We start from the raw sequence: 18450 nt of genomic DNA, 5'->3' as shown, positions 1-18450 counted from the left end.
AAAAAATTCATGAGCTCATGGCTGAAAAAAAAAGGCACATTCATTTAAAATGTTTTAGTGCCCTGGTATCTTTATGGCAAAGATGTCTTAAAAATCAAATTTATAATTTGCGCCTCCTAAAACTTGGAATCCTTGTACAGGATAATTCAACCATTTTTCGTAAGCTTGATTTCCAATATTGTTCAGTTTCAAGAAAAACGTTAATCTTTCGCTGAATTTATATCCTACATGAGCATTAGCATCAAAATAACTTTTTAAAGTAATTGGTGTTGCATCTATTCCTAAAGAAGTATTGGTCTGCATATCTTTTCTTTCTCCAACATAAAACACATTCAATCCTGCATACCACTGCTTAGTAATATTAACGTCTAAAGTCGAGCTTAATTTCATTGTTGGCAAATTCCATGCTTCAACTACGTTATCAGTATTATAACTATTAAAAGTTCCGTTGATTCCGAAAGTTACATTTTGAGAGAAATCAGCTTTTAATTCTCCGTAGAAACGGAACGTTCTAATGTCTTCATAAACTACTCCAAATGAGTTTCCGAAAGCATAATCTTCATTGGTAATTACTTCTGTATAATCATTTGCTTTAAACAGTGCTTTATCTTTTTCATTTAAATAAGAAGCTGTCAGGTTATAATTTACATTATTAGCCAATTTTCCTTTTAATCCAGCAAAAACATTGTATTGTGTACTTGATGGACGCATGTTTAAAGTTGGAGACAAAAACGGATTTTCAGTTACAAAATCAGCATAAGAATTCTGATTTAAACCTCCGTTTACTCCAGTGTAGAAAATCATCAAATCGCCAACCAGTCTATACGAAGCATTTACTTTTGGATAGAAATAAAATTTATTGCCACTATTTTCAGAATCTGCACTGTAATAAATTCCAGCTCCTAGTTCTAACGTCCACTCGTTTTCATTGATTACAAAACTTGGTTCGATTCCAACATTTGTAAAACTGTATTTTAAAGCTTCTGTATTATCTTGAAAATAGTTATTTTTAAAAGAACCGCTTACATGATCTACAATTACATTGGTTTTAATTGCCTGATCCATTACATCAACTGTAAAAGTTGGCTTTACATAAAATCTGTTTTCTGACGAAGAATAACTGTCTGAGAAATGGGTGAATTTTGTAGAAAGTTTACTGAAAATACTTTCGTTAAATTCGGCATTTCCACCAACCCAAATAGTATTGTAAGAGTGATCCGGATTAATACTGTTTACCAAATCATAACGCTGGTCCGGAATTGTCAATCCAAAATCTGACGGAAGTCCATACCAATTGTAAATCTGATTTTGATATCCTAAATCGACTCCCCAAGTATTATCTCTATTGTTTTGGCCATAACCCACATTAATTGACGTATCATAAAATTCATCATTCAATTCAACATCTTTAATTCCGCCTTGAGAAGAATGATGACGAAACATTCCAGCTACATAATCATTATTTCCTAAATCCTGATTCACGAATAATTCACCGTTCAAAGTGCTGTAATTTCCAAGCCCTATTGTAGCATAATTATTAAACAATCTTTCTTTTTTAGCTTTTTCCACACCTTCAGCTTTTCCTTTAGAAGGCGTAAAAGTCGAAGCCACAGGAACAGACAAAATACTATATTTAATTACTTCTTTCGGCTGATTCCCGCTATCGTCAAGCAAAGGCGTTTCTTTTACTTTAAAAGCATCTGAAATAGTTGGCGAATACGGTTTTACTACATTTACAGTTTCAGTCCCGATACTTTCATTTTTCTTCACTTGCGAAAACGAAAACTGGACAGCAAATAATACTAGTAAAATGATAATTTTATACTGGCAATTTAATTTCATATTTCTTTATTTTAAGAGAATAGAAAAAAGAACCAAGAAGAAAGACTTCTCTTTTATCTTTAATTTTTCTCTATACTTTTTTATTCTATTTCTAATATCTTGACTCTTTGTTCTTGCTTCTATTTTCTAAATCTAGACTTCCCACTCACCTTTAGCCACAAACTGAGCTTTTCCACCTATTTTAATATCAAACAGATCTCCGTTTAGTTTTCCATTAAAATAGATTTCAGAAGGACGACCAATGTAATCTCCCTGATGGTTTGTTACTTCAATTTCAGGAGAATGATATTTTAAAAGATATGCTTGCAGACAAGTACTTGCACTTCCTGTTGCTGCATCTTCTACCAATTGATTATTTTCTATACATAACATTCTAGTTGCCAACTTCGAATCTTCAAAACTATAAAAATACAGTGCTCTATGATCTGTTTTACAATGCTGTTTCAACCATTTATCGGTTTTATCTTTATCTAAAACCAAATTCTCTAAAGCTCTTTTGCTATTTAACGGAACAATTACAAATGCACTTCCCGTAGTCACTTCTTGTATCAAATATTGATTATCAAAATCATCAATTGTTAAGTTACTGAAAGATGGAAAATCTTCTTTTGCAAAAACATCCCAAAACTTTGGCTGAGCTGCTTTTAGCCAAATCAAATCTTCTGTTTTATTGATTGCAATTGGCCCAATCGGAACTTCTAATTTTATTTCGTTAAGAGCATTTTCAAATACTTTATTCATCAAAACCCATGAAGTCCCAATGATCGGATGACCCGCAAACTGCATTTCGTGAGCAGGAGTAAAAATTCTTATTTCTGCTTTATTGTTTTCTTTGTCCAGTTTCGTTACAAATGTGCTTTCTGCAAAATTAATTTCGCGCGCCATCTTCTGCATTTCCTGCGAACTCAAATTCTCCGCATTCATAAAAACTGCCAACTGATTTCCAGCATATTTCTTATCGGCAAAAACATCAACTATGTAAAAAGGTAAACTCATTTCTTTCTTATTTTTTTAGAGAATAGAGACAAGAAGCAAGAGAAAAGACTTTTCATTATAATCTTGCTTCTTGGCTCTTTATTCTATTTTTCTATCTATTAATCGACGAATTTGTTTTTGACTCTTCCGCTTTAATAGCACTTAATTCTTGTTTCGCTTCTTCTACAACATCTGGGTAATCGGTAAAATTGTTGATTACGTTATCCAAAATATAAGTTGCCTGATAACTGTCTTTTAATCCGTAAAAGTTTTTCGCCATTAACACTAAGCCTTTTGCTCCGTAATATTTATAAGCCGAATAGCTTTTTGCTAATTTCTGAACAGCGGTATTTGAAGCGTCATATTTACCTTCTTTGGTTTTAAAATACGCATCATAATACAGAGCTTCTGCCGCTAATTCTCCTTTTGAAGTCGTCAATAATTTCGCGTACGCTGTTTTCGCTTTATCTTCATTTCCTGTTTGAATTGCTGCACGAGCTACAATAATTTGAGCATCGGCTTTTACACCAGCATCTGATTTTGCATTTTCTAAAACTTTCTCAGCTGCAGTAACCGAATTGTCATAATCCTTTTTGTCATAATAGCATTTCATTAGGTTTGCTTGAGCGAAAGTTTTGTTTTGCGGATAATCTGCTTCGCTTTCTAAACGTTTTAAAACCGGAATTGCTTTATCGCAATCTTTTGCTTTTAAATAAATCTGAGCCAATCTGTTCAAGGCTTGCTCTGTAAATTCATTTCTAGGCTGATCTACTACATACTGATAATTTGCTATTGATTTTGTTTCAGAACCTTCTGCATAAGTAAGCTGTGCCAAATAGAAATTAGCTTCAAGCGCATGCAATCCGTTAGGGAATTTAGACACATAACCAGCAAAACCAGTAATCGCTTGCTTAGAATTGTTTTGACTGTATTGTTTGAAAGCTGCATCATAAGTATCATTATCCAATTCTGCATCAGTAACGGCAACGAAATCTAATGTGCGAACCCAAGTTGCATATTCGTCTACTTTTCCTGAGTCAACATAAATCAATCTTGCTGTTGCAACTGCTTCTAAAGCTTCTGGCGTTTTTGGGAATTCAGCAGCTACTTTTTTAAATTTTGTCAAAGCCAGTTGATCGCGATCTGAATTGTAATAAATTAAACCTTGTTTTAAAATTGCTTTTGAAGTGAATGATCCATCTTTAAATTCAGAAATCAATTGATCATACGTTTTTATTGCCTGATCGTTTTTCTTTTCTGCAACATAAGTATTTCCTAACTCAAACAAAGCATCATCACGGTAAGATGACTTTTTGTACATCTGAAGGAAATTATTCAGCTCATCTATTTTCTTAGTATTATTTGACATAAATCCGTAAGAAAGTGCTTTTTGAAATTGCGCATAATCTGCATCTACACCTTTTGCCGCAATTGCTTTTGCATAAGCCTCGTTTGCAGCACTGTATTTTGAAGTCACAAAACGGCAATCTCCTAAACGCAAATAAGAATCGTTTAAACGAACTTTATCTGAAGGCGAATTATCGATCTGAGCTTGAAAAGAATTTGCCGCTTGATCGTATTCTTTCAGTTTAAAATAAGTGTAACCAATATTGTAATTGATGTTTTTATATTCATCTGTAGATTTTGCTGCAGCCATTCCAGCAAATTGCTTGTACGTTAACAAAGCATTCTGCATGTCATCGTTTAGATATTCTGTTTCTGCTTTCCAGAAAGTAGCACGAGCTGTAAACTCAGGAGTTTTTTGTTCGCTGATAGCACTTTTGAACATTTTACCCGCTTCTTGGTAATTATTTTCATTATACAATTCTAATCCGCGATAGAAAAGCACTTTTTGATATGCCGCTTTGTTTTCAGCAGTTCTATTTTTTTCTAACAAAGCCAAAGCTTCTTTATAGTTTTTAGAAGAAATATAAGAATCAACCAAAAGTTTTTCTACCTCTGCACGGCTTGAATTGTTCGGATATTTTTTCAAGAAATCTAACAAAATACCTGGAACGGCCTGATAAGCATTTCCGATGTCATAACTTAGTTTAGCGTAATTTAAAGCAGCATCTTCTTGAATTTGTGCATTAAAATCCATTTCAGAAGCGTTTTTAAAAGCATTTAAAGCTTCTTGCTTTTTACCCGTATTTAAATAACTTAAACCTAAATGGTAATAAGCATTCTGAGCAACAAAATCTTTTCCTTCAATAATTTTATTAAACTGAGAAATTGCTTTTTCGTAGTCTTTCTGCTCATAATAGGCGTAACCCAACTGATAAAAATCGGTATTGTTCCATTTCCCTTTTTTACCTGCATATTGCTCCAAATACGGAATTGCTTTTCCGTATTGCTTTAAGTTGAAATAGCTTTCTCCAATAATTTTATTCAGTTCCGATTTTTCAATATCGTTCGATTTATTCATGGCTACCAATCCTAAATCAATCGCTTTTTGAAAATTTCCCAGCTTGAAATTCATATCAGCTTGATAATACGAAAGCTTTTCCTTGTATTTTTCTTCACCCGAAACCTCATCAAAATATTTGGTAGCTTCTTTATAATCGTCACCTTCATAAGCCATAAAACCTAAGTAATATTTGGCTTGAGAACCATATTCTTTAGAGTTTACAACTTTATTAAAATAATTGGTGGCTTCTTTTTTCTTTTTAGCATTAAAATAGCTGTAGCCTTTCATGAAGTTAAACTTATCCGATTCGGTTTTACTCATGTAACTTTCGTCTACTTTATCAAACCATTGCAATGCTTTTGGATAATTTCCCTGTTCGAAAAAAAACTGTGCAGCTTCTATATAAGCCTGATTTTGTTTAGTACTTGTTGGATAGTCATTAACAAAATTTTCTACCAAAGCATCAGCATTTGCTTTATTGGTTCTTATCGCGCAATTGGCAATATAAAAAGCACAATCTGACTGAACCTCTTCGTTAGTTGCATTGTATTTTACTTTTTCAAAAATCAATTGAGCCGAAGCATATTGTTTATCATTATATAAAGCCAGTGCTTTGTCAAAATCCTTTAATTCGTAAGTATAAATAGCCGATTTCTGTGCTGAAACTATTGTTGAAGTAAGGAGAATTTGGAATATAAAGAACCTGGATAGTTTACGCATTTTGATTAATATTTAGGTATTCAAATGTATCATTTTATACGCTTTATAACGAAACGTTTTTAGGTTTTATTATAAACAAATTAATAATCGTTTATGATTTTAAGGTTTAATAAACTTCAATTTATTGGTTCTCAAACTTTCTAAAACATTTCATTTTTTAAACTTTTTCCTAAGAAATGATTCAAATTTATTTTGAATACAAACGTTATCTTATTACTTTTACCATTCAAACCAATTTTATTATGTCACAAACCGTACTGTCTCTTAAAGAAGTCACTATATATCAAGAAGGAAGAAAAATTATATCTCACATTAATTTAGATGTTAACCATGGTGAGTTTATCTACATTATCGGGAAAACCGGTTCTGGAAAAAGTAGTTTTCTAAAAACTTTATACGCTGATTTACCGCTAATTGAAGGTGAAGGACATATTGTTGAATTTGATTTGGCTACTTTAAAAGAAAAAGATATTCCGTATTTGAGACGTAAAATCGGAATTGTATTTCAGGATTTCAAACTGCTTCCTGATCGTTCTATAAAAGACAATATGCTTTTTGTTCTTAAAGCAACTGGCTGGACAGAAAAAGAAGCAATGCAGCACAAAATTGATGAAGTTTTGGATAAAGTAGGCATGAAAGACTTTATGAACAAAATGCCTCATCAGCTTTCTGGAGGAGAACAGCAACGTGTTGCAATTGCAAGAGCATTGCTTAACGATCCAGAATTTATTTTGGCCGATGAACCTACAGGAAACCTTGATCCACAAACGAGTTCTGAAGTATTAGAAGTACTAAAAGCAATCAACGCCGCGGGTAAAACTGTTATCATGGCAACTCACGATTATGCTTTATTAATGAAATTCCCATCGAAAACATTAAAATGTGAAGATGAAAGAATCTTCGAAGTGGTTCAAAGAAGCGTGTAATGCTTTCCATTTTAATTCCGGTTTATAATTATGATGTTTTACCGCTTGCAAGCGAATTAGTAAAGCAATGTAATTCTTGCGGAATTATTTTTGAAATCATTTGTCTAGATGATGCTTCTCAAAGTTTTATACTTGAAAATCAAAGAATCAATCAATTTGAGAACGCTTCATATTCTATTTTAGAAAAAAATATGGGACGAAGCGCCATTAGAAATTTACTGGCAAAAAAAGCAGTTTATGAAAATTTGCTTTTTTTGGATGCCGATACTATTCCTGTAAATGATAATTTTATTGCGAAGTATATTTCACAGATTACAAATGATGAAAAAGTAATTTACGGTGGCATTTTATACCAAAGCACTGAGCCGTCAAAAAATAATCTTTTTAGATGGATTTATGGAAAAAAAAGAGAAGCTTTAGAGGTTTCTGAACGTATAAAAAATACACATCTTTCTTTTTTGACTTTAAACTTCCTGATTAAAAAAAGTGTTTTTACGAAAGTTAGATTTAATGAAGAAATTCCAAATTTAAGACATGAGGACACTTTATTTTCATTTGATTTAAAACAAAACCAAATTGACATTGTTCATATTGAAAATCCCGTTTTTCATTTAGGATTAGAAGACAGCAAAACATTTTTAAGAAAATCTGAAGAAGCTGTTTTGGGCTTAAAAAACTTAGTCGATTCCAATTTAATTCCGTCAGAATATACCAAGTTATCCAGCTATTTTAAAAGTATAAAAAAATATCATTTAGAAGGAATTATTGTTTTCGTATTTAAAGTTTTTAAACCCGCAATGACAAAACAATTTCTTAGCAGAAAACCATCACTTTTCCTTTTTGATATTTATCGATTAGGTTACTATTGTTCTCTAAAAACAAAATAAATGGCTTTTTTTTCTATCATAATTCCACTTTACAACAAAGAGAGTTTTATCAAGAACACAATTCAGAGTGTTTTAGATCAAATTTTTCAAGACTTTGAAATTATTGTAATTAATGATGGATCAACAGATAGAAGTGCTGAAAAATTACAGGAATTTAATGACTCCAGAATTCAGTATTTTAGTAAAAAAAATGAAGGTGTTTCATCGGCCAGAAATTACGGAATCGAGAAAGCTAACGCTGATTTTATTGTTTTTCTTGATGCAGACGACTACTGGTTTCCATTTTTTTTAGAAACCATGTTTGCTAACATTTCAAAACTGCCAAATCAAAAAGTATTTTCTGCTGCTGTTGAATTTGAAACTTCAAAAAAAATAATTCCAGCCCAGTATTCGATTTTAAAAACAAATGAAGAATTTCAAATTGTAAATTACTTTAAAGCCAGCATAAAAGAATCTGTTCTCTGGACATCTAGTTCTGTTTTTCATAAATCTATTTTCCAAGAAATTGGAAACTTTGACACCAAAATTAAAAGTGGCGAAGACACCGATTTATGGATTCGAATTGGACTTGTTTATTCCATTGTTTTTTCATGGAAAGTCTTAGCCCGTTATGTTTACGATGCTAAAAGTCTTTCTAAAAAAAGTGAAATGGAAAATAAAATGGATTTTTCAAAGTTTGAAATAGCAGAAAAAACAAATTCAGACTTAAAATACTTTTTAGATTTAAATCGGTTTTCGCTTGCCATTAAAAGCAAATTAGCTGGGGAAGCTGCTCACTTTAATAAATATTACTCTCCTATTGATTTAAAAAAAATTGGCTGGAAGAAAAGAACTTTGTTGCTTTTACCTTCATTCGCTTTACGTTTTTTAATTTCTTTTAAAACCTTTTTAGCAAATTTAGGAATCGGTTCATCTGTCTTTAAATAATCGGAACTTTTTGTATTCTCGAATATAATCTTCTTCGCTAAATTCACCAGAAGACAAAACCAAACAAACACTTCCCGAAGAGAAATTTTTAAGTTCACGCCAAATTCCCGAAACAATAAGCAAACCTACATTTGGCTTATTTAGCGTAATTGTTTTGATGTTTTTTCCATCTTTCAAAACTACATCAAAACTGCCGCTTAAAGCTATTAAAAGTTCTTGCTGTTCTATATGAGCGTGCCCGCCCCTTTTGCTTCCGCTTGGAACATCGTACAAATAATACACTCTTTTGGAAACAAACGGAATCGTATCGCCTTCCACAACCGAAAGATTTCCTCTTCGATCTTGAATTTTAGGAATTTCGATCAATTGAACATCTGAAATATTGGTCATTATTGAGAATTTAGAAGGTTTTTCCATTCATCAGAAATTTGTTTTAAAGACAAATGTTTTACGCTTTCAGCAGCATTTTGTTTGCAAAAATGATACAATTCAGCGTCATCTGCAAATCGGTTCATGGCTTCGGCCAAAGCTTTGGCATTATGATTTTCGACCAATAAACCATTAAACTCATTTTGAATTATTTCTCGCGGTCCAGAATTACAATCGACAGCAACAACCGGCATTCCCAATGCCAAAGATTCTATAATCGACAACGGAAATCCTTCATAATGGCTTGTCAAAATCGTAAATTTTGCTTCTCGAACATCAGCAAAAGGATTTTTTTTGAAAGGAAGAATTTCAACATAACTTCCTAAATTCAAAACCTTAATTTTCTTCTGAATAAAATCTAAATCATCTCCTGTTCCCATCAAATGCAAATGATATCCTTTTTCATAGATTTTTGATTGAGAAAAAGCTTCCAGCATTAGCGTGAAATTCTTCACTTTTTCTTCAAATCTTCCAAAAAACAAAATCACATTTTTATTTTCAGAAACTTCTTTTTTCAATTCTTCTTCGGCAATAAAAAAAGGATTGTAAATCGTAACCGTATTTTTAAATTCATAGAGCTTGCTTACTTTTTCTTCAATCGCTTTTGAAACACAAATCAAAGCTATTGCATTCTTATACAATATTCTCGACCAAAACTTTGAAGAAGGAAAATAGTCCTTAAAATTATAACTGTGAACGATATAATAGATTTTTGAATTTCGATAAATGAATTTTGCGATTAAATCCCTCAGCAAAATATTTCTCGTTCTACTGTCAATAACGATTTCTATATCATTCTCAACCAAATAGTTTCTCAATAATCTTCCCTTCTTTAGTTTTTTAAGAATAGAAATCGAACCTTTACATTCGTTTCCTAAATTGAATAAAGTTCCAGTATATTCATAATCTACCTCATCATTGATAACAATAGAATGAACCTCAAAACCAGATTTTTCTAACATGAAAGTAAGTAAAGCAGCAAAACGTTCTGCACCTCCTTTTCCTAAGGAAATCGAAACAATAGCAACTTTCTTTTTATTCATGTTTTTAACCGAAAAAGTAAATATATTTGTCAAATATACATATAAATGAAAGTTTTACTTGTAGGCGAATACAGCCATTTGCACAATTCTTTAAAAGATGGCTTACAGGCTTTAGGGCATGAAGTTTTTATTATTGGTCACAAAGACGGTTTTAAAAATTTTCCTGTTGATTTTCCTATTCAGAAAAAATGGGATTCTGGTTTTCTGAAAAAAATCAAAATTGCACTTTATAAAATCTCTGGATTTGACATTAGTTCGTATCTAACATTTAGACAATTTTTAAAATTCGAAAACCAATGCTTTGGTTTTGATGTTGTACAATTGATTAATGAAAACAGCTTTTACTGTACTTATCATTATGAGAAAAAAATCATTTCACGTCTCTTAAAAAACAACCAAAAACTTTTTCTATTAAGTACCGGTTATGATTATCTGAATGTAAAATATTGCTTCGAAAATCCTAATTTTAAATCTGTAATTCCTTTATATCTGAATCATAAAATTGATAAAAAGTCTTTTGGAAATATTTTAAAATTTCGCGAAAAAGCTTTTTTAAAATTGCATCAGTTTATTTACAAAAACATAAACGGAATTATTGCTACCGATTTAGATTATCATATTCCACTACAAGGAAATGAAAAATATTTAGGAATGATTCCGAACCCAATTAATATTGAAAAACTGCATTTTGAGCCACTTAATGTCGCTGAAAAAATTGTTATTTTTCATGGAATCAATAACGAAAATTATTTAAAAAAAGGAAACGATTATTTTGAAAAAGCTTTAGAAATAATTGAGAAAAAATATGCTTCGAAAGTTAAAATTATAACAGTCAGAAGTGTTCCTTATGCTGAATATATCAATCTTTACAACAGCTCTCATATTTTATTGGATCAAATCTATGCTTACGATCAAGGTTATAATGCACTCGAAGCAATGGCAAAAGGAAAAGTAGTTTTTACAGGCGCCGAAAAAGAGTTTACAGCAAGATATAATCTTTCTGAAAAAGTCTGCGTAAATGCCATTCCAGATGTTGATTATCTGGTTTCCGAATTATCTTTTTTAATTGAAAATCCAAGTGAAATTACTGCAATAGGAAAACGTGCCAGAACATTTATCGAGAAAGAACATTACTACATAAAAATTGCGCAAAAATATCATGATGTCTGGAATTTGCAATAAATTAAACTTCAGGTCTATTCTTCTTAATTAAAATATTTTTCCTGAAAAATAAAATAACGATAAGCATCATAATATATTCAAAAGGGAAACTAAACCTTGCATTATCACCATACGTAACTAAAGCTTGAAGCACCGAAGCTAAAAAGACAATTGTAGTAATAACAAGCTCTTTTGTAATATTGTGATTCTTCAAAAACAAAATAAAATAGTAAGGAATTAAGAGAACAAATGAAGCTTTAAAAAACCAAATCATTATGGTCTGTAAATACCAGATTCCTAAAAACATTTTGTTTACTAAAGGCAATGAAAAGCTATCATAATCCCAATATATTTTAGGCTTCCAGAAATCAAACCATGATCTAAAAAGAACTTGTTTTATATATTCTAACGGATTCATTTTTATGGTTTCTTTAGCATAATCACCAAGTTCTGCTGAGAGCTTGGCAAAATTGCCCTTTGTTTTTGGCAATAACTCGTTTTCTGCATCCCAAATTGTCATTGCAATATCTGCTTTAAGGTGTGACTCTAATTTGCTATTCCCATCAATCAATTTATCTCTATGCGTTGCATAAACAGTTCCAATCCAAAGATAATCTTGCGATGTTTTTTCAGCAAAATAAACACAGTTCTGCGATAGATTAAGACCGAAAAATGTGGTCGAAACGAAATATCCCGTATTTATTTTATTAACATAAGACCATCCAAAATAGGAGACTAAAGGAAAGAACAGAATAATGAGCTTAGAATTTATAATTCTTGAAATTTTAAAGTTTTTTATTAGGCTAAATCCATAAATAATAAATGGAATAAAGGCATAAAATGGCTTAATTAAAACGAGGAAACCAAGAACTAATCCGAGAGTAAAATCCTTTTTTAAACTTTTACTTTCTAAATAATCAGATGCTAAATAGTAAAATAATACCGAAACTAAGAAAAGTGTCAAAGATTCTACCAATATTATTCTTTCGTAAAAATGAATTTGAAGAAAACTTTGTAAAAAAAGCGTAATGTATAATGCTGATTTTGAATCGAAGTTTAGCTTTAAAATAGTTTTAAACCAATATATTGAAGTTACAATTCCTAAAATAACCTGATACACCACGGTCAAGGTTGTAGACCCTAAAGCCAATGCAATAAATAATGGATATCCCGGAGTTCTTTCTCCGTTATAAGAATTAAGATCAAAGTTTAAAATCTTTTCAGCTAAAAATAAATATCCCTCAGAATCAGGAAAAAGAGTTACATGAAAATAAAAGATCGATATTAAAGCACGGAGAAATAATCCCGTGAAGACTAAAACTCTGATTTCTTTGGTAAAAATTTGATTCAAAAAGTGTACTATTTTATAAAACTAAAATAGTACAAATAATCGAAATATATTCCTATTTTTAAGCTAAACCAAAATCTTTCTAAAATAAATAATCAGAACTATTAAATAGAGAAAGTTGTCGATAGACTGAGCCATTATCACTCCTTCTATTCCATAATATTCTACAAAAAACAAACTTAAAAAATACAAAGCTCCAAGCGAAAACAATTCTGAAATTATAAAAGCTTTAATTAACTTTTTAGCAAAAAACTGATATCCCAGAATTAACGAAGCTACTTTAAACACATCTCCTATTAACTGCCAAAAGAAAAGCGTCGTAACAGGAAGAAACTCTTTTGTAAAAAGCAATTGAATTATAAAATAACGGCTAAAATAAATTGCAATTAAGCCAAGACAAAAAACAGGTAATATTGTTTTATAAAATTGCCAAAAAATAGATTTTGTTTCTGCATTATCCTTGGCTTTTGATAGTTTTGGTAAAAAATAAACCGTCAGGATTGTGCTTATAAAGAGTAAATAATAAGACGAAATTCTTGTCATGCTTTCCCAAAAACCTGCTTGCTCTAATCCTAACTTTTCAATTAGGTTGTTTCGAATTGCCAATAAAACTATTGGCCCTAAAAAGGACGATACTAACGCCATTAAAGAATAAGCCGAAAGATTTTTCAGAACTTTAAAGTCAAAAGCATCTAATTTTATGAATTGAAAAAACTGAATCTCTTTTTGAACAAAATAAAGAGTAACAAAAAATAATAATGCGGGTGCAACTACAATTGCCATTAAAGCTCCTGTGGTTTTGAATTGAAGTATCAGAAAAACAGAAACCAATAGACCCATAATATTTCCGGCAATATTAATTGCAATTACTTTTTTAAATCTACTCAAGCCATTGATTATAGCAATAAAAAAAATGGATAGCCCATAAGTTGGTAAGACCAATGATAATACTTTAAAAACAATTAAGTATTCTGTATTATTTCCAAAGATTTTTTCATTCCAATATGGCGCTGAAAAAAACAAAACACAGCTTAAGAAAAGTCCAATTCCCATCAAAGTAATAAAAACCGTAGAAACTATTTTTTGAAGTTCGCTTTTGCTTTTTTCATTTTCAGCGGTATATTTTACGATTCCATTTTGAAAACCTAAAGTGGAGATATTTTCTAATGAAGTTAAAAAATTACGAAGATTTCCAACAAGAGCCATTCCGCTTGGACCAACAAAAACTGCCAATATTTTTGACGTTACCAAACCTATTCCGATTTTTATAACAATGCTAAAACTGTTTAAAGAAGTAATCTTAAACAAAGTCGTTTGAACTATTTTTCTATAAAAATTCAAATCAATATTGGTTTAAAACTTCGATCATATAATCCACTTGAGATTCTGTCAAAACCGGACTTATTGGCAAGCTTAAAACCTCTTTATGAATCTTTTCCGTTATTGGAAACGACAAATTATTCCATTGCGAAAAAGCTTTTTGCTTATTTGGAGGAATCGGATAATGAATTACCGTTTGAATATTATTTTGAGCTAAATATTCTTGTAGATGTTCTCTATTTTCTGTTCGAATTACAAACAGATGAAAAACATGGTTATTGGAGAAATCCCAAAATGGCAATACAATTTTACTGTTTTTAATTTCAGACAAATAGCGTTTTGCAATTGCTCTACGTTTTTCATTGTCAGAATCTAAATTCGGTAATTTTAGATTCAAAAATCCAGCTTGCAATTCGTCTAGTCTTGAATTTACACCGATAAATTCATTGTGATATTTTTTCTCTGAACCGTAATTACGAAGCGAAAAAAGGACTTTTGCTAATGCTTCGTCATTTGTCGTGATCGCTCCGCCATCACCTAAACAACCCAAATTTTTTCCTGGATAAAAACTATAAGCGATTGCTGATTTTAGATTGTAGATTTTAGATTTTAGATTTTTTTCTGCACCGTGAGATTGTGCAGCATCTTCAATTATTAAAAGATTGTTTTTATTTGCAATTTCACTGATTTTTTCCATTTCAGCCAATTGCCCATATAAATGGACAGCTAAAATGGCTTTTGTTTTTGAAGTAATTTTTTCGGGAATTAAATCTGGATTTATATTATAAGTTTCCAACTTCGGTTCAATTAAAACTGGAACTAAATCGGCTTGCAAAATAGCAAGGATACTTGCAATATAAGTGTTGGCAGGAATAATAACCTCATCGCCTTTTTTAAGTTTTCCGAGTTCGATATAACCTTTAAAGATGAGAACTAAAGCATCAAAACCATTTCCAACTCCAATACAATATTTAGATTGACAATGTTGGGCAAAAGCTTTTTCAAAGGCCTCCACTTCTTTTCCCAAAATATACCAGCCGTTTTCTAAAACCGATTTCAATTTTTCTTGAAAAGCGGTTTCATAGGGTTGATTTATTTTTTTCAGATCTAAAAATGGTATCACTTTATTTCTATTTTATAAAAATCCTGATTGTAAACAGTACAACCTAGTTCTTCTTTTTGATTCAAAAGCCCTAAATTATAATCTTCTGAATCAGAATCCACAATTCCCATGTCGAAAAAATACTTTCCTTTTCTTTTATATTTATGAATTAGATTAATGAATAAAAAATCTAGTGCCCTAAATTCTTCTCCTATTTTTGAAGTTGCGCCATATTGTGATTTCACCACATTTTTGGTTTCAAAAATGGTTATTCCTGCTATGATTTCGTCATTTCTGTAAGCCGAATATTGTCTAATATTTTTTCGAAATTTAGATCTTAAGAATGCTATTTCTTCTTTGGAATGTACAGGCTTTGCTCCAAATTTCTCTGTTAATCTTGGCTCTAGAATTTTCTCCCAAAATGGATCAAAGTTTTCTTCTTCAAAAATATCCAAATCAAGGTTTTCAATTCTTCTAAAATGCTTCATTTTGCTTTTAGAAATCTTCAAAGGAACTGTCAGATTAACTACCAGATTCATTTCTTTTCTTTCTAAAACTGCTCCCCTTTTCAAAAGAAAAAAGTCTATTGCCGCGTTTCCTTCTGAAAAATAAAAATCTGGAATTGGCTTATAATAAAAGTTTTCAACTTCATTTTCTTTCAGAAAAAACAAAATTTCATCTAAAATGAATTCCACTTTAGAAGCTTTCAATTTCGGCAAATAAACCAATCCTCCATAAGTAAGCCCTTGATGCGAATAAACAGCATTGCCTTTTTTATTGGCGGGAAGAATAGCACGTAATTTTTCTTCTTCGAAAACTAAAAGCGAAAAATCTTCAAAACGATCTATGTGGTATTCCATAAAATCGCGATGAAATAAAAACGTGGCATTTTTGGACTGATCGACAAAATCGTTCCAGATTAAATAATCATCTTGAGAATACTTTCTTATGGTATATTTCATGCCTATTTATGATCAAATGCTTTTAAGTGCCATTTGTATTTAACTGCCATTAATCTAATCACAATAATCACAAGAGAGGTAACTAGATATAAGATATCGTCATTTAAGTTTAGTTTGCGCAAGCCAAAAAATACCATTCCGCCAAAAATACAGATTGTGGCATAGATTTCTTCGCGAAAAACGTTTGGAATTTCGTTGCACAAAATATCCCGAATTACACCTCCAAAACAAGCTGTCATCGTTCCCAATGCAATACAAATTGCGGGATGAAGACCAGTTAAAATCCCTCTTTCTAAACCAATTAAAGTAAAAACTCCGAGTCCAATTGTATCAAAAAGAAACAATGAGGTTCGAAGTTTATCGAAGCTTTTTCTAAAAAGGATTGCTAAAAAAAATCCTAAAATGATCACATACACATATTGCATATCACGCATCCAGCCCACAGGAGTTCTTCCGATTAAGACATCGCGAAGTGTTCCGCCTCCAACGGCAGTTACAAATGCAATGATAAAAACCCCAAACGGATCTAGTTTTTTGTGCATTGCGGTCAAGGCGCCTGACATTGCAAACGCCATTGTCCCAATAATATCAAGTAAGTGAAACATTTTTTTGAGTTACAAAGATGCAAGGGTCAAAGTTACAAAGTTGTACCGAATAATCTTAGCAAATCTGACTCGTAAAAGGACTTATCATTTCTTTACGTAAATCGGACTTCTTTTTAATAAATAAGAAATAGAATCCATCCAGCCGTCTTTTACTGCCAACAAAGGTTTACGAGTTTGAGAATAGATTTTATCTGTATTTCTATACATGTCAAAATAAACCGTATAGTAATAATACTTCTGATCGTTTGCTGTCGTTGTAGAAATATCGTTTGTGGTTACTTTTTTGTTATTGTTGCTCACTTTTGCATTTCCGCTATTATATGTGGTAGCTGTAGTACCCGTTCCTATTGTGTATGAAACTTTTGCCGCAACAATATTATCAACTCCCAATATTTTTTCAAGATCTTCTATTGGAGTTTCGTCAATGTTATTATGGTCAATTCCGGCTTTGTGCAATAAACTGTTTGTGGTTCTTAAATCCTGTACTGTTAAAGGAAAAATGTTCGAAGATTTGTCTAACAGTTTGTTATACAAATCGTTTTGGGCAAATTTTGCCATATCTTCAGAGCCTTGCTGATTATCTGCATTTACATACGGAATTGGCAATACCGCAATTGTATTGTGTTTTATGTCGGCACTTGATACGTTTTGAGATAAACTTTGAGTGGTCGTGCTTGCGTTTGCTGAAACATCAAAAGTTTGAGATCTTCCGCTTGCAAAATCGATTTTAGCAATCTGCGAAACGTCTAGAGAAATCTGAACTGTCTCCCCTGGAAGTGAATATTCTACTGTTTTATCAGATATTTTTAAAACGGTACATTCTATAATCTGATAATCTCTTTTTATAATTTTATCTAATTTTTTTCCGCTTTGAGCAAAACTAACGCAAGCAGATAATAGTACTAGTAATACGAGAAAAGGCTTTGTAATTTTCATTTGTTTGGAAATTTATGAATTAATTATCTATATATAAATTTACGAAGAAATTTTAAAAATTTATCAGTTAAAATCAAAAAAAATCAACAATTCTTCAAAGAAAAAAAATTACATATTTTGTGTATAGAAATTATAATCTTTTAAAATTACTCTAATAAAATCGCCGTTATTTCCAGATTGATTTTTAATTCCTGTTACGCTTTCTATTTTGGTTACCAATTTATAAATAACTTCATGATCATTTTTAGCAGCCGCTTTTTGATAGGTTTCTTTAATAATACGCATATCATTATCAGAAAGTTTTATCACCAAAGGATAAGTCGGCACATAGGATTCGCCAATATCTTCGAGAATAGTATGGCTAATGTTGATTTTATTCTTCAAAGTAATTACTGCAGTACCTGCCGCCATATCTCCCAATCGCTGTGATTTCTGACTTGTAATAACCGTGATAAGTCCCGGAAGTCCGAAAAAAGTAAAAAAGTCAATTACTCTAAAAAACCATCTAATTAAATAATCTCCAAAACCTGCCTGATAACCGTCAATTTTAACCACTTTAATTTTTAGCAATTTTTTGCCAAGCGACTGTCCTTCAAAAACACTTTCTAAAACCAGCGAATAAACTATAACGGGAGAATACAATAATAAAAAAATCGCACCGCGCGACCAGCCATCCAGACCAACCATCAGTCTATCGAGTTGCAACCAGTCAAAAAGCACCATCGAAAGTGCTATTATATAACAGATTACTATAAACAAATCGATAAAAAAAGCACCTAGTCTTTCACCAACCGAAGCGGCAATAAAATTTATTTTGACATTTTGTGTCGTATTAATAGATAATTCTGACATATTTCATA

Annotated in this window: 16 protein-coding genes; 4 read left to right on the top strand and 12 right to left on the bottom strand. The window is 31.3% G+C overall.

Translation table 11 applies throughout. The features are described from left to right. Window positions 1-87: 87 nt before the first annotated feature. The 3 genes from ABXT06_RS08645 to ABXT06_RS08635 all read right to left on the bottom strand — a co-directional run bounded on the left by ABXT06_RS08645 (window position 88) and on the right by ABXT06_RS08635 (window position 5944). Window positions 88-1842, bottom strand: a complete 1755-nt coding sequence (locus ABXT06_RS08645; RefSeq protein WP_354590391.1) for a TonB-dependent receptor — start codon at window positions 1840-1842, stop codon at window positions 88-90. Between the two features lie 132 nt (window positions 1843-1974). Further along, window positions 1975-2838, bottom strand: coding sequence for a PhzF family phenazine biosynthesis protein (locus ABXT06_RS08640; protein WP_354590390.1), 864 nt, complete (start codon window positions 2836-2838; stop codon window positions 1975-1977). Between the two features lie 91 nt (window positions 2839-2929). Further along, complete coding sequence (locus ABXT06_RS08635; protein ID WP_354590389.1) at window positions 2930-5944, bottom strand: tetratricopeptide repeat protein; 3015 nt, start codon at window positions 5942-5944, stop codon at window positions 2930-2932. Between the two features lie 242 nt (window positions 5945-6186). Between ABXT06_RS08635 and ABXT06_RS08630 the strand changes: the two genes are divergently transcribed. Genes ABXT06_RS08630 through ABXT06_RS08620 form a run of 3 tightly spaced genes read left to right on the top strand, consistent with a single transcriptional unit; the run spans window position 6187 to window position 8684 of the window. Beyond that, a complete protein-coding gene (locus ABXT06_RS08630) occupies window positions 6187-6870 on the top strand; it encodes a cell division ATP-binding protein FtsE (protein WP_354590531.1) in 684 nt (227 codons plus the stop codon). Next, entirely contained in the window at window positions 6870-7757 is an 888-nt protein-coding gene (locus tag ABXT06_RS08625; protein WP_354590388.1) for a glycosyltransferase family 2 protein, read from the top strand. The genes ABXT06_RS08630 and ABXT06_RS08625 overlap by 1 nt, the downstream gene beginning before the upstream one ends. Next, window positions 7758-8684, top strand: a complete 927-nt coding sequence (locus ABXT06_RS08620) for a glycosyltransferase (RefSeq protein ID WP_354590387.1) — start codon at window positions 7758-7760, stop codon at window positions 8682-8684. Here the strand turns inward: ABXT06_RS08620 and ABXT06_RS08615 are convergent. Together ABXT06_RS08615 and ABXT06_RS08610 are read right to left on the bottom strand one after the other, a co-directional pair. Then, on the bottom strand, window positions 8667-9101 hold the full coding sequence (locus ABXT06_RS08615; RefSeq protein ID WP_354590386.1) for a sugar 3,4-ketoisomerase: 435 nt from the start codon (window positions 9099-9101) through the stop codon (window positions 8667-8669). The two genes, ABXT06_RS08620 and ABXT06_RS08615, sit on opposite strands and share 18 nt — an antisense overlap. Then, a complete protein-coding gene (locus ABXT06_RS08610; protein WP_354590385.1) occupies window positions 9074-10156 on the bottom strand; it encodes a glycosyltransferase in 1083 nt (360 codons plus the stop codon). The genes ABXT06_RS08615 and ABXT06_RS08610 overlap by 28 nt, the downstream gene beginning before the upstream one ends. A 45-nt stretch (window positions 10157-10201) precedes the next feature. Between ABXT06_RS08610 and ABXT06_RS08605 the strand changes: the two genes are divergently transcribed. Next, window positions 10202-11338 (top strand): glycosyltransferase, encoded by a 1137-nt coding sequence (locus tag ABXT06_RS08605; RefSeq protein WP_354590384.1) that lies wholly within the window; start codon window positions 10202-10204, stop codon window positions 11336-11338. 1 nt (window position 11339) lies between these two features. Here ABXT06_RS08605 and ABXT06_RS08600 read toward each other — a convergent pair whose 3' ends face one another. The 7 genes from ABXT06_RS08600 to ABXT06_RS08570 all read right to left on the bottom strand — a co-directional run bounded on the left by ABXT06_RS08600 (window position 11340) and on the right by ABXT06_RS08570 (window position 18442). Continuing rightward, window positions 11340-12668, bottom strand: coding sequence for a hypothetical protein (locus ABXT06_RS08600; RefSeq protein ID WP_354590383.1), 1329 nt, complete (start codon window positions 12666-12668; stop codon window positions 11340-11342). A gap of 63 nt (window positions 12669-12731) precedes the next feature. Then, entirely contained in the window at window positions 12732-14006 is a 1275-nt protein-coding gene (locus ABXT06_RS08595) for an O-antigen translocase (RefSeq protein WP_354590382.1), read from the bottom strand. 1 nt (window position 14007) lies between these two features. Continuing rightward, entirely contained in the window at window positions 14008-15108 is a 1101-nt protein-coding gene (locus tag ABXT06_RS08590) for a DegT/DnrJ/EryC1/StrS family aminotransferase (protein ID WP_354590381.1), read from the bottom strand. Next, window positions 15105-16049: a GNAT family N-acetyltransferase gene (locus ABXT06_RS08585; RefSeq protein WP_354590380.1), complete on the bottom strand. Its 945-nt coding sequence runs from the start codon at window positions 16047-16049 to the stop codon at window positions 15105-15107. The genes ABXT06_RS08590 and ABXT06_RS08585 overlap by 4 nt, the downstream gene beginning before the upstream one ends. A 2-nt stretch (window positions 16050-16051) precedes the next feature. Next, entirely contained in the window at window positions 16052-16654 is a 603-nt protein-coding gene (locus ABXT06_RS08580) for a trimeric intracellular cation channel family protein (protein WP_008462233.1), read from the bottom strand. A gap of 84 nt (window positions 16655-16738) precedes the next feature. Then, on the bottom strand, window positions 16739-17590 hold the full coding sequence (locus ABXT06_RS08575; protein ID WP_354590379.1) for a hypothetical protein: 852 nt from the start codon (window positions 17588-17590) through the stop codon (window positions 16739-16741). A gap of 108 nt (window positions 17591-17698) precedes the next feature. Then, window positions 17699-18442 carry an RDD family protein gene (locus tag ABXT06_RS08570; RefSeq protein ID WP_354590378.1) on the bottom strand — a complete coding sequence of 248 codons (744 nt, stop codon included), beginning with the start codon at window positions 18440-18442 and terminating at the stop codon, window positions 17699-17701. Between the last annotated feature and the right edge of the window lie 8 nt (window positions 18443-18450).

The sequence above is a fragment of the Flavobacterium sp. UW10123 genome (assembly GCF_040538975.1).
Classification (GTDB): Bacteria; Bacteroidota; Bacteroidia; order Flavobacteriales; family Flavobacteriaceae; genus Flavobacterium.
The sequence above is the reverse complement of the archived record's forward strand: the minus strand, read 5'-3'. Positions and strand labels throughout refer to the sequence as shown.